This is a genomic window from Rhodococcus sp. ACPA1 (assembly GCF_002300195.1).
GTDB classification, from domain to species: domain Bacteria; phylum Actinomycetota; class Actinomycetes; order Mycobacteriales; family Mycobacteriaceae; genus Rhodococcus_F; species Rhodococcus_F opacus.
The window spans coordinates 679,372-692,187 of record NZ_NSDX01000004.1; the positions used below are offsets into that span (position 1 = coordinate 679,372).

Consider the following 12,816-nt stretch of genomic DNA (forward strand, 5'->3'; position numbering starts at 1 on the left):
AAGGGAGTGGTCAATGAGTGTCCACCATGACCCGCATACCGGTCTGCACAGTGAGCAGGGCGCCCTGGCGGGCGAACACCGGGGGCGGGCCGCCGAGCCGATCATCAAGGTGCATGACCTCGCGTGGCTGGAGTTCGAGAAGCCCGACCTCGAGCGGGCGGAGGCATTCGCCCATGCCTTCGGTTTTACGACGGCGCTCCGCGCCGCACACGAACTGCAGTTGCGCGGTACAGACCCCGGCTCGCCCTGCGTGCTCATCCGCCGAGGCCCGCGGTCGCGGTTCGTCGGTCCAGCCTTCCGGGCAGCCGACTCGACCGACGTGCTGCGATTGGCGGACGCGGTCGGAGGTGCGGTCGTGCCCCTCCCCGAGAGTCTGGGCGGGATCACGGTCGATCTCACAGATCCCAGCGCTTTGGGAGTCCGCGTCGTGTCCGACACGTTCGAGTTGGCGGCGCTGTCCGATCAGGCCCCGCTCCCACTGAATTTCGGACACGACCGCGGGCGGGTGAACGCCCCTCAGCGGCCACCCCGCGCGCCGGCCACCGTGCAACGGCTCGGTCACGTCGTGCTCCAGACGACGACATACCTCGAAACACTCAACTGGTACCTCGAGCACCTCGGACTGATCGTCAGCGACTTCCTGTACTACCCCGGTCAACGGGCCCGGGGCCCGATCATGAGCTTCATCCGCTGCGACCGGGGCGCCACGCCCACCGACCATCACACGCTCGCGATGGTTCTCGGCCCGGCCAACCGCTACGTGCATTCGGCATATCAGGTCGCCGACCTCGACTGCCTCGCTGCAGGAGGCGAATACCTGCTCGACCGGGGCTACCGCCGGTCCTGGGGCATCGGCCGGCACATCCAGGGCAGCCAAATCTTCGACTACTGGCGCGACCCCGACGGATTCATGGTCGAGCACTTCAGCGACGGCGATCTTTTCGACAGCACACTCGACGCGGGCTGGGCACCGATGACCGCGTCCGGCCTGGCCCAGTGGGGGCCGTCCGCCACCAAAGACTTCCTCGGATTGAACCCCGGTCGGGAATCACTCCAGGAATTGCGCGCCATTGTCAACGCGCTGCGCGCCGACAACGAATTCGACCTCCACCGCCTCCGCGGCCTTCTGAAAGTTGCCAGCTCATGACCATCTCCGTCCTCCGCACCGTCGACGCCTGGTGGGTCGTCACACCCACGGGTGCCGCACGGGTAGACACCGAGGCCACCACCACCGCCCAACTGCTGGCCGACCGGCCGGCCGTCGAGGCAGCGGCGTCCAGCGAGGGCACCGTGGCCGTCGAGACCCTCTCGTTGCTCTCCCCGGTCACCGCCCCCTGCCGGGTGGTCGCACAGATGACGAACTTCGCTTCGCACGTCGAGGACGCCGGGATGAACCCCGACACCATTCCGTTGACCTTCTTTCGAAAGTCCTCCGGGTCGATCAGCGGCCCCAACGACGACGTGATCCGTCCTGCCCATGTCCGACTGCTGGACTACGAGGTGGAGATCGGGCTCGTCCTCGCCCGCGACATCCCGGTCGGGACGGCGATCACCGCAGACACTCTCGCCGATTACGCTGCCGGACTGGTTGTCACCAACGACATCTCCGCGCGCGACATCCAGCTTCCCAAAACGCAGTTCTACGAGGCCAAGTCATACCCGACGTTCACCCCGGTCGGCCCCGCGCTGGTACTGCTGGACGGCGACGAACTGAAGAGGTTCACCGACCTGCGCCTGCGGCTCTGGGTCAACGGCGAGCCGCGCCAGAACATGACCGTTGCCGACATGATCTACCAGCCGACCGAGACTTTGCAGGCGCTGACCCGGTTTCAGCGCCTCGATGCCGGGGACTTGCTGCTGACCGGAACGCCGGTCGGGACGGCACTGAGCGCCCCACCGAAGCCGATCGCAATCCTCTCCTCCCTGCTACCGCCCGCAGTCAAATGGAAGCTCTTCTTCGCGGGCCAGGCCAAGAATTCGAACTATCTGCAGGACGGCGACCTCATCGAAGCCACCGTCTTCACAGACGACGGGACCATCGACTTGGGGCGCCAGCGCACGGTGGTGAGGTACGCCCGATGACCACCGACCTGCTGTGGCCGCATTACGCGGCGCCCACGGATCTCGCGACGATCGAGGCCGTGCCGCTGCGCGATCGGGGGCTTCCCGAATCCACCTCTGCGTTGCTCACCCGCGCGGCCCGCAAGTGGCCGGATCGCCTCGCGCTCACCGTCCTTCCCGACGGCGCACGGTGGCGGGAGCCGGTGCAGCGCAGTTTCTCCGAACTACTCGACGATGTTCATCGTTACGCGAACCTGCTCCATCGTCTGGGCGTGCGGCGTCACGACTCCGTCGCCCTGATGGCGCCCAACTGCGCCGAGTTGATCCCCGCTACTCTCGCCGCACAGCTTGCCGGCATCGCAGCTCCCATCAACGCCGCGCAGTCGCAGCAGCACATCGCCGAATTGTTGCGCCGCTCGGGTGCCCGGGTACTCGTCGCGGCCGGGCCGGAACTTGCGCCCGAGACATGGGAGGCCGCGCACCAGATTGCCGTGAGCGGGAAGGTGGACGCCGTGCTGGTCTTGCGGCCCACCGGCGCTGCCGGCGCGCCTGCGGACCTGCCCGAGGTCGACGGAGTGCAGATCGGTTACCTCAGTGCGCTGTCGGCCGATATCGATTCCTCCGACTTCATCGGTGATCCACCCCGCGGGTTCGACGTGGCCGCACTGTTTCACACCGGTGGCACCACCGGTGTTCCGAAGCTGGCCGCCCACACCCACGACAACGAGGTCGCCGATGCCTGGATGCTGGCCGCGAACTCGTCGTGGGACTCGGACTCCGTCGTATTCGCCGCCCTGCCGCTGTTTCATGTCAACGCCTTGATGGTCACGCTGCTGGCGCCGTTGTTCAAGGGCCAGGGTGTGGTGTGGGCCGGCCCGCTCGGCTATCGCGACCCGGACTTGTCCAGCGAATTCTGGAAGATCGTCGAGCACTACCGCATCGCGTCGATGAGCGCGGTGCCCACCGTATACGCGGCCCTCGCGCAGCGCCCGGTCGATGCCGACATCAGCAGTCTGCGATTCGCCATGGTGGGAGCGTCGCCTCTACCGGCCGCGCTCATCGAAAAGTTCCAGGATCACACGAGTGTGCCCCTCCTCGAAGGCTACGGACTGACGGAGGCAACCTGCGCGACGGCACGCAGCTTCACCGACGCGCCACGTCCTGGCTCGGTCGGGCTACGGATGCCCTATCAGCAGGTCAAAGTGGTACGCGTCCGCGAAGACGGCACCTGGGAAGACCTGCCCACCGGAGCGACCGGAGTGCTGGCGATCAGCGGTCCGACGGTGTTCGCCGGCTATGTCGCCGCCCACGACGAACACGGACCCGTTCTCGACGGCATGGGCAAACTGGTCGACGGCTGGCTCGATACCGGCGACCTGGCGCGCGTCGACAGCGACGGCTTCATCTACCTGGTCGGACGCGCGAAGGACGTCATCATCCGGGGCGGGCACAACATCGATCCAGCGGTCATCGAAGACGCCCTTCTGGCCCATCCGCAGGTCACCGCGGTCAGCGCGGTGGGGCGGCCCGATGCCCATGCCGGCGAAGTGCCCGTTGCCTACGTCACCGTTGTCGCCGACGCCGGTATCACCGCTCACGAGCTACAAGCCTGGGCGGGCGAGCGCGTCCCCGAACGGGCCGCGGCACCCAAGGCGGTCACCATCCTCCCCGCTTTGCCCGTCACGGCGGTAGGCAAGCTCTACAAGCTCGCACTGCGCGCCGACGCGACACGGCGCGAACTCGAGCATGCCCTCGCCGCCGTCGCAGGCATCGACAGCATCCGTGCGTCCGTCGAGGACGGTTCGATCCTCGCCACTGTCGAGATCGATGGATCTGTCGGCGAACCGACGGTCAAGGCGATCCTGGACCGATACGCGATCAATTGGAAGGTCACGGTGCGCACATGACCACCGCATCACTAGTTCTGGCACTCTGCCTCGCTGTCTTCTACCTCCTGCTCGGCGTCGGCAAGATAGCGGCGACCTCGCCGATGCGGGAACGAGCAGCCCACGTCGGTATGCCCGTCAGCACGTATCGGGGTATCGGTGCGCTCGAGGTCGCCGGTGCCGTCGGTCTCCTGATCGGCGGACTCGTGCCGGCGCTCGGCGCCGCAGCCGGCATCGGGCTGCTGATCCTGATGGTGGGTGCAGTCGTGACGCACGTACGGAACGGTGACGCACTGCGTGAGATGGCGCCCGCCATCGTCGTCGGCGTAGCGATCGTGGCCTACCTCGTAGTCCTGTTCGGATCGATCCGATGAGCGAGCGGGTCGTCCCAGTCGTCATCGTCGGTGCCGGGCCCACCGGACTGACCGCCGCCACGCTGCTGGCCCAGTACGGTGTCGAGTGCCTGATACTCGAGCGCTGGGAGGGCGTCTATGCGCAGCCGCGGGCGGTCCACCTCGACGGTGAGATCCACCGGATCGTGGCGCACCTCGGGATCGCCGACGAGTTCGCGACGATCTCCCGGCCGTGCCTCGGGTTGCGGCTTCTCGACCGGAACATGCGCGTTCTCACCGAGTTTCACCGAGACCCCGGACCGGGCGTACACGGCTACCCCGAGGCCAACATGTTCGACCAACCGCAGTTCGAGGAGATCCTGCGCGCCAACCTGAAACGGCACCCGAAGGCCTCCCTGCGCGGCAACGTGGCGGTCACCGGGCTGACCGACGACACGCCCGGCACCATTCGCGTCGACTTCACCGACCGAAGCACCGGTGTGCAGGAATCGGTGCAGGCCAGGTATGTCCTCGGCTGCGACGGCGCCAACAGTCTGGTCAGAGACCAGATTCAGGCAACGATGCGGGACCTGAAGTTCGAACAACGCTGGCTGGTTGTCGACGTCGCGACCACCGCCGACCTCGGCGAGTGGGAGGGCGCCCACCAGGTGTGCGACCCCGTGCGCGCGGCAACATACATGAGGATCGGAAACACTCGCTACCGCTGGGAGTTCCGGCTCCAGCCCGGCGAGACCGCCGACGACTATCGCGACATGGCTCGACTGCAACCCCTCATCTCGCCGTGGACGCGGAAAACACCGGTCGACGACCTGACGCTCGTCCGCGTGGCCGAGTACACCTTCCGAGCCCAAATCGCGGACCGATGGCGCGACCGGCGCGTGTTCCTACTCGGCGACGCCGCCCATCTCACACCACCGTTCATCGGACAGGGGATGGGGGCGGGGATCCGCGACGCGATGAACCTCGCCTGGAAACTTGCCGGCGTCCTCACCGGGGATCTGCCCGAAAGCGCACTCGACACCTACGAGATCGAACGCAAGCCCCACGCGCTCGCACTGATCCGGCGCGCCAAGCTCGTCGGAATGGCCATGACCGAAGGATGTGAACTCGGCAACCTCATCCGTCGCATCGTCGTACCACTGCTGCACCGTATGCCGGGCCTGAGCGACAAGATCATGGACGGCGAGACGCCGGCCCTCCACCGCTCCACTCTGATAGAACGACCTCGACTACGCAGAAGCCGAGCGGGCCGACTGATCCCGAATCCGGACCTCGACCGGGGTCGCCGATTCGCCGAGGTCGTCGCCGGCCGGTTCGCGGTTGTCACCTCCCTCTCCCCGACCCCGACACAACGCACCGACATCGAACAACGCGGCGGCACAGTCCTGCTGGCTCGACCCGGCACCGATCTGCACCACTGGCTACACCGCGCCCGCGCCCGCGCCGCCATCATCCGGCCCGACGGCACCGTCCTGAGTAGCGGCAACGACCTGTCCGCCGTCTGCACCACCCTCCCCCGCTTCCACACCGACCACGTGCCGACGTTCCTCACCCAGTGACCCACCCCAGCGGGCGCGAGCACGCGATATTCGCTCGTCCCGTGCACCATTCGACATCGAAAATCGCTGCGTACCAGTCGAAGTGATTCGCGTCATAAAATACTCGCCCGTAACCTACGGGACCGTAACTTACGGTACCGTAGGTGCATGGCGATATCGGACATCAAGGAGTACGCGCACCTGACGGACGCCGACGTCGAGGCCATCGGCCGCGACCTGGATGCGATCCGACGGGACATCGAGGAATCCCGCGGGGCACGCGACGCCCGGTACCTCCGCAACACCATCCGGCTGCAACGCGGACTGGAACTCGGCGGCCGGGCGGTGCTCTTCGGCTCCCGCAAGCGTTCGCTGTGGGTGCTGGGCACCGGGATGCTCTCGTTGTCGAAGATCATCGAGAACATGGAGCTCGGGCACAACGTGATGCACGGGCAGTGGGACTGGATGAACGACCCCGAAGTGCACTCCGTGAACTGGGAATGGGACAACGCCGATCCGTCGGCGCACTGGAAGATCACCCACAACTACGCACACCACAAATACACCAACGTCCTCGGCATGGACGACGACGTGGGATTCGGCCTGCTCCGCGTCACCCGTGACCAGCGCTGGAAGCCGTTCTACCTCGGCAACCTCGCCTACAACGCGATCCTCGCGGCGCTGTTCCAGTACGGCCTCGCCATCCAACTGCTCGAGCTCGGCAAAGTGACCCGGGGCCGGGACGACCGTGAACTCACCAAGAAGCGCGGCAAGGAAGTGCTCGCAAAGCTCGGCAGGCAGACCCTCAAGGACTACGTCGTCTACCCGGCACTGACGGGCAAGGCATGGAAGTCCACGGCCAAGGCGAACGGGACCGCCAACCTCGTCCGCAACCTGTGGACCAACGCCGTGATCTTCTGCGGTCACTTCCCGGACGGCGCCGAGAAATTCACCAAGACGGACGTCGACAACGAGACGCACGCCCAGTGGTACCTGCGGCAGATGCTCGGCTCCGCGAACATCTCGGGCGGCCCCGTCATGGACTTCATGACCGGCAACTTGAGCTATCAGATCGAGCACCACGTCTTCCCGGACCTGCCGTCCAACCGCTACCACGAGATCTCGATCCGCGTGAAGCAGCTGTGCGAGAAGTACGACCTGCCGTACACGACCGGCCCGCTCGCAGTGCAGTACTGGAAGTCGTGGCGCACCATCGCGAAACTCTCGCTTCCCGACAAATACCTCACGGACACCCGCGACGCAGCACCCGAAACCGCGTCCGAAGCCGGGTTCGGCGGTCCCCCCGCCACCGATCCGCTCACCGGACGCCGTATCGGCCTGGCGACGACGATCGAGAAGAAGCGCAAACGCGGCGTCGTCCGCCGAATCCTCGGAATGCGCTGACAATCAACTAACCAAAGGGGCCCGCCGCGGAGGATGCGGTCGGCTACTCGTCACGAGCGGTTCGGGGTGCGGGGCGCCAGATCTCGACCCACTGTCGACAGATGCTTCCGCGCCGACACTCCGTCGGCGGCCGCCCGCGCACAAATCCCGACTCATCGAGCACCTTGCCAGCAAGTACTGACATAGAACACGTGTCAGATCTATCCCCCGCGACACCTCCCGCTGTAGCATTCGGGGATGAGTCGAGTAGGTAGCTACAGTGACGATGACGTGGCCGGTTGGCTGTCGATCTCACCCGAGCTGGGTGGTGCGCTCGGGGCGTTCACGGACGCCGTGTACAACCGGAACCGGTTACCGTTACGGGTCCGGGAGATCGCGCGAATGGCCGTCGCGGAGGCGAACGAGTGTGCCGTGTGCCTCGGCACCCGCGACAGGGGTGGCGCCGATGCGGGGATCGACGAGCACTTCTACGATCACGTTCTCGAGTGGGAGTCGTGGCCGGGGTACAGCGCCGAGGAGCGGACGGCGGCGGAGTTCGCCCACCGGTTCGCCACCGATCACACCGCGCTCCGTGACGACGAGGACTTCTGGGCGCGGTGTCACGAGCATTTCTCCGACGAGATCCTGACCGACCTGGCGCTGTCGTGCGCGTTGTGGCTGGGGACGGGCCGGGTGCTGCGGGTGCTCGACATCGGTCAGACGTGCAAGCTCACGCTCTGAGCGCTCCGATTCTCATTCCCACTCCCGTTGTGGGAGGACGTCCTCCATGAACCTGCGCAGCGCGGGGTTCCGGTTGTCCGAACGCCAGGCGGCGTTCATCTGGACGGGCCGGTCGCGGACGGCGGAGACGGGGCGGAACACGACCCCTTCCGGGTGCATCGTCTGCGCGGATTCGGGGACGAGGGCCATGCCCAGCCCGGACCGGACGAGCACCAGCATGGTGTGCACCTGCGTGACGTACTGGACGTAGCGCGGGGAGGCACCGACGATCGTGAACGTGCTGATGAGCAGTTCGTGGAAGTACCGGGCATCGACGGGCGAATACATGACGACGGGCTGATCGTCGAAATCCTCCACCGCCAGCTGCTCGGCGTCGGCGAGGGGGTGACCGGCGGGCAGCGCGGCGACGAGCCGTTCGTGATGGATGGGGCGGGTGTCGATGCCGGGGCGGGTGAGGATGGGGCGGATCAGCCCGAGGTCCAGTTCACCGCTGATCAACGATTCGATCTGCACGGATGTGACCATCTCCCGCAGAACGACTTTCACGTCCGGTAGTCGGTCGCGGGCCGCCTCGAGCAACCTCGGCAGCACCGCGTGCGCGGAGGCGCCGGTGAACCCGACGACGACGGTGCCGAGGTCGCCGGCCGGGACGCGCCGCACCGTCAGGGCGGCACTCTCCGACAGACTCAGGATGCGCCGGGCGTCGGGCAGGAACGCCGCACCGGCGGCGGTGAGGGTGACGGATCGGCTGGTGCGGTCGATCAACTGCACGCCGAGTTCGCTTTCGAGCTGCTGGATCTGACGGCTCAGCGGCGGCTGCGTCATGTGCAGGCGCTCCGCGGCGCGACCGAAATGCAGTTCCTCCGCGACCGCGATGAAACACGACAGCCGCGCGAGGGAGAACATTCGATCCACTCCTTTGCCTCGGGGTGGACTCAATGTATCCCACCCGGAAGGCGCCGACCGAGACCGCGGTCGGCGCCTTCCGTGAGACAGCTACCAGCGAGGGCAGGTGTTCTCGAACGTCGGGTCCACCGACCTCATGTATCCGGTGTCGTCGCGGTCGCGCACCCCGCAGTCCAGGTACTGCTGGTGCAGGGCGGCGAGGGCGTCCTCGTCGATCTCGACACCGAGCCCCGGCGTCGTCGGCACCGGGACCGCGCCGTCGACGAACTTCAGCACACCGGGCTTGACGACGTCCTCGGTCTTCCACGGCCAGTGCGTGTCACACGCGTACGTGAGGTTCGGTGTGGCGCCGGCGAGATGCACCATCGCGGCCAGGCTGATGCCCAGGTGCGAGTTGGAGTGCATCGACAGGCCCAGACCGAAGTTGTCGCAGATACCGGCGAGCAGCCGCGACCGCTGGAGGCCACCCCAGTAGTGGTGATCCGACAGCACGACCTGGACGGAATCCTTCAGTACCGCAGGCTTCAGCTGATCGAACGCGACGACGCACATGTTCGTGGCCAGCGGCATCTTCGCCTCACGTGCGACCTCGGCCATGCCGTCGAGGCCCGGCGTCGGGTCCTCCAGGTATTCGACGATGCCGTCGAGTTCCGACGCAACCCTGATCGACGTGTCGACGGTCCACGCGGCGTTGGGGTCGAGACGCAGCGGCAGGTCGGGGAACGCGGCGCGCAGCGCCTTGATGCCGGCGATCTCCTCGTCCGGTGAGAACACGCCGCCCTTGACCTTGATGGCCTCGAAGCCGTACTCGCCGATCATCTTCTGCGCCTGACGGACCAGACCGTCGGGGTCGATCGCCTCGCCCCATTCGTCGGGTTCGGCGCCGGGGTGCCCGGCCCACTTGTAGAACAGGTAGGCGCTGAACGGGACGGCATCGCGCACCTTGCCGCCGAGCAGATCGGAGACCGGACGGCCGAGGGCCTTGCCCTGCACGTCGAGGCACGCCACCTCGAACGGGGAGAACACGCGGTCGGTGGTGCTGGCCGTGGTGATCATGCCCGCGACACCGTCACCGCCCGTGACGGTCAGGGTCGCGACCTTCTCGTCGATCGCCGCGCGAATCGCGTTGAGCGCGAACACGTCCAGCCCGACGATCGCCTCGGCGGCCGCCTCGAGCCGGATGAGGTGGGCGGTGTCGGCGTACGTTTCACCGAGGCCGACGAGCCCGCCGTCCGTGTCGAGCTGAATGATCGCACGCAGCGCGTAGGGCTGGTGCACCCCGACGGTGTTGAGGAGCGGCGGGTCGACGAACGCGACGGGCGTGATCCGTGCGCCGGTGATCCGGATGGGTGCGGCGGTCATCAGACCGCCGCCTGCACGGCGAGTGCGTCGGCGAGAACGGCGCGCCCGGCTGCGGTGATCTGCGCGAGTTCCCGCAGGTGGGCCTCGCTCGTCGGGACGAGCGGCGGCCGCACCGACCCGGCGTCGATACCTTCCATCGCGACCCCCGACTTGATCAGCGACACCGCGTATCCGGGCACCTGGTCACGCAGGCGCACCAAGGGGTGGAAGAAGTCGCGGAGCAGCGCGTCGGTGAGTTCCTCGTTGCCGGATTCGAGTGCCTCGTAGAACCCGAGAGCGAGTTCGGGCGCGAACGCGAACGTCGCGGACGAGTACAGCGTGACGCCGATCGCGCGGTACGCCTGCTGGGTGACCTCGGCGGTGGGCATGCCGTTGAAGAACAGGAACGGCTTGCCGGAGGGGGCGAGCGCGTCCTTCACCGCACGGACGATGCGGCCCACCTTGTCGAGATCACCGGTGCCGTCCTTGAACCCGACCACGGTCGGGAACTGCGCCACCTCCACGGCGGCCGCCTCGTCGAACCGGGCGTTGCCGCGGTTGTAGACGACGAGCGGGAGGTCGGTGGTGTCGGCGACCGCGCGGGTGTACTCCACCAGCCCGGCCTGCGGCATCGTCACCAGGTACGGCGGGAGCAGCAGGATGCCGTCGGCGCCGTTGGCCTTCGCGCTGGCGGCGAACTCCTTGGCCTGCTGCACCGAGCCGCCGGCCCCGGCGAACACGGGGACGCGTCCGGCGACGACCTCGGTGGCCTTGGCGACGATCTTGCCGAACTCCTCCAGCCCGAGGGCGTGGAATTCGCCGGTGCCACAGGCGATGAAGACACCTCCGGGGCCCGCGTCGACACCCTTGGCGACGTGCTCGGCGAGCCGGTCGTAGTCGACGTCGCCGGATGCGGTGAACGGTGTGACGGGGAAGAACAGGACGCCGTCGAGCATGGGGAACTCCTTCACGAAGGGAAAATCAGGCTTGGGTGAGTCGGCCGTCGATGCGACGCCACAACTGGTCGGGGTTGCCGTCGGCGATGGCGGCGGGGAGCAGCGAGCTCGGAACATCCTGGTAGGCAACGGGACGCAGGAACCGTTCGATCGCCAGCGAGCCCACGGACGTGGTGCGCGAGTCGGATGTCGCGGGGTGCGGGCCACCGTGCACCATCGCGTGGCCGACCTCGACCCCGGTGGGCCAGCCGTTGAACAGGATTCGTCCGGCCTTGAGTTCGAGGACGGGCAGCAGCCGTCCGGCCTCGTCGAGATCGGCGTCGTCGACGTGGACGGTCGCGGTGAGCTGACCTTCGAGCTTGGCCGCGACGGCCCGCACCTGCTCGGCGTTGCGGCAGCGGACGATCAGGCTCGACGAACCGAACACCTCCTGCTGCAACACCTCCGAACCCAGGAACGTGTCGGCGTCGGTGCTGAACAGCGCTGCCCGGCCGGTGTTCGGCGCGTCGGATTCGGTGCCGCGCGCCTCCACGGTCGCGGCTCCGGTGAGCGCGGTGACGCCGTCCGCGTAGCAGCCGGCGATGTTCGGGGTGAGCATCGGCGTGGGCGTGCTCCCGGCGACGGCGGCGCTCGCGGACTCGACGAACGAGGCGAGTCCGGGACCGTCGACCGCGATGACGAGTCCGGGGTTGGTGCAGAACTGTCCGGATCCGAGCGTCAGGGACCCGACGAAGGCGCGACCGAGTTCGGCGCCCCGCGTGGTGAGCGCGTTCTCGAGAACGAACACCGGGTTGATCGAACTCATCTCCGCGTACACCGGGATGGGTTCCGGACGTGCGGCGGCAGCGGCGACCAGAGCGGTTCCACCGGAACGGGATCCGGTGAATCCGACGGCCTTGATGCGCGAGTCGGTGACGAGTGCGGTGCCGAGCCCGCGGCCCGAGCCGAACAGCAGGGAGAACGTGCCCGCGGGCATGCCGGTGCTCGTGACGGCGTCGGCGATGGCGCGGCCGACGAGTTCGGAGGTGCCGGGGTGCGCGTCGTGGGCCTTCACGACGACGGGGCAGCCCGCCGCCAGCGCGGACGCGGTGTCTCCGCCGGCGACGGAGAAGGCGAGGGGGAAGTTGCTCGCGCCGAACACCGCGACGGGTCCGAGCGGCACCTTCCGCTGCCGGATGTCGGCACGGGGCAGGGGCGTCCGGTCGGGCATCGCGGGATCGATGCGGGCGCCGTTCCAGCCGCCGTCACGCAGGACACCGGCGAACAGCCGCAGCTGTCCGGACGTGCGGCCCACCTCTCCGGTGATGCGGCCCTGGGGAAGTCCGGATTCGGCGCAGGCCCGTGCGATGAGCGTCTCGCCGAGGGCCTCGATGTTGTCGGCGATCGCCTCGAGGAACTGGGCGCGCTTGTCGCTGCTCGTGGCGCGGAACGGCGCGAACGCCTCGGCGGCGGCGGCGCAGGCGGCGTCGACGTCCCGTTCGTCACCGTGCGCGAAGCCGGGTTCCAGCCGGCCGTCGGTGGTGGGGTCGATGCCGTGGATCGTCGTGCCGGAACCCTGGACGGGCTTTCCTGCGATGATCATCTGTCCGGTCACGTCGGTCCGGTTCACCGTTGCTGTCATGATTCACGTCCTCGGTTCTCGTCTGCGTTT

The 12,816-nt window shown here is 67.6% G+C and carries 11 protein-coding genes; 7 read left to right on the top strand and 4 right to left on the bottom strand.

What is annotated here, in order from left to right; translation table 11 throughout:
- Positions 1-13 precede the first annotated feature (13 nt).
- The 7 genes from CJ177_RS21095 (at position 14) to CJ177_RS21125 (ending at position 7,962) form a co-directional block, all read left to right on the top strand.
- Entirely contained in the window at positions 14-1,147 is a 1,134-nt protein-coding gene (locus CJ177_RS21095) for a VOC family protein (protein ID WP_095868520.1), read from the top strand.
- On the top strand, positions 1,144-2,082 hold the full coding sequence (locus CJ177_RS21100; protein ID WP_095868521.1) for a fumarylacetoacetate hydrolase family protein: 939 nt from the start codon (positions 1,144-1,146) through the stop codon (positions 2,080-2,082). Before CJ177_RS21095 ends, CJ177_RS21100 begins: the two co-directional genes overlap by 4 nt.
- Positions 2,079-3,968 (top strand): acyl-CoA synthetase, encoded by a 1,890-nt coding sequence (locus CJ177_RS21105; RefSeq protein WP_061697031.1) that lies wholly within the window; start codon positions 2,079-2,081, stop codon positions 3,966-3,968. Before CJ177_RS21100 ends, CJ177_RS21105 begins: the two co-directional genes overlap by 4 nt.
- Entirely contained in the window at positions 3,965-4,321 is a 357-nt protein-coding gene (locus tag CJ177_RS21110; protein WP_061697030.1) for a DoxX family protein, read from the top strand. The genes CJ177_RS21105 and CJ177_RS21110 overlap by 4 nt, the downstream gene beginning before the upstream one ends.
- On the top strand, positions 4,318-5,859 hold the full coding sequence (locus CJ177_RS21115) for a bifunctional 3-(3-hydroxy-phenyl)propionate/3-hydroxycinnamic acid hydroxylase (protein ID WP_095868522.1): 1,542 nt from the start codon (positions 4,318-4,320) through the stop codon (positions 5,857-5,859). The genes CJ177_RS21110 and CJ177_RS21115 overlap by 4 nt, the downstream gene beginning before the upstream one ends.
- A gap of 147 nt (positions 5,860-6,006) precedes the next feature.
- Positions 6,007-7,242: a fatty acid desaturase gene (locus CJ177_RS21120; RefSeq protein ID WP_061045650.1), complete on the top strand. Its 1,236-nt coding sequence runs from the start codon at positions 6,007-6,009 to the stop codon at positions 7,240-7,242.
- A 237-nt stretch (positions 7,243-7,479) separates the two neighbouring features.
- The gene (locus tag CJ177_RS21125) at positions 7,480-7,962 is read left to right on the top strand and encodes a carboxymuconolactone decarboxylase family protein (RefSeq protein ID WP_061044314.1); all 483 of its coding nucleotides are present in this window, start codon (positions 7,480-7,482) and stop codon (positions 7,960-7,962) included.
- Positions 7,963-7,974: 12 nt separating this feature from the next.
- Here CJ177_RS21125 and CJ177_RS21130 read toward each other — a convergent pair whose 3' ends face one another.
- The 4 genes from CJ177_RS21130 to CJ177_RS21145 form a co-directional block, all read right to left on the bottom strand.
- The gene (locus CJ177_RS21130) at positions 7,975-8,868 is read right to left on the bottom strand and encodes a LysR substrate-binding domain-containing protein (protein ID WP_005237937.1); all 894 of its coding nucleotides are present in this window, start codon (positions 8,866-8,868) and stop codon (positions 7,975-7,977) included.
- A 90-nt stretch (positions 8,869-8,958) separates the two neighbouring features.
- On the bottom strand, positions 8,959-10,230 hold the full coding sequence (locus CJ177_RS21135) for a glucarate dehydratase family protein (protein ID WP_005237938.1): 1,272 nt from the start codon (positions 10,228-10,230) through the stop codon (positions 8,959-8,961).
- Positions 10,230-11,165, bottom strand: coding sequence for a 5-dehydro-4-deoxyglucarate dehydratase (locus tag CJ177_RS21140; RefSeq protein ID WP_005567248.1), 936 nt, complete (start codon positions 11,163-11,165; stop codon positions 10,230-10,232). The genes CJ177_RS21135 and CJ177_RS21140 overlap by 1 nt, the downstream gene beginning before the upstream one ends.
- 25 nt (positions 11,166-11,190) lie before the next feature.
- Positions 11,191-12,786, bottom strand: coding sequence for an aldehyde dehydrogenase (NADP(+)) (locus CJ177_RS21145; protein WP_095868523.1), 1,596 nt, complete (start codon positions 12,784-12,786; stop codon positions 11,191-11,193).
- Between the last annotated feature and the right edge of the window lie 30 nt (positions 12,787-12,816).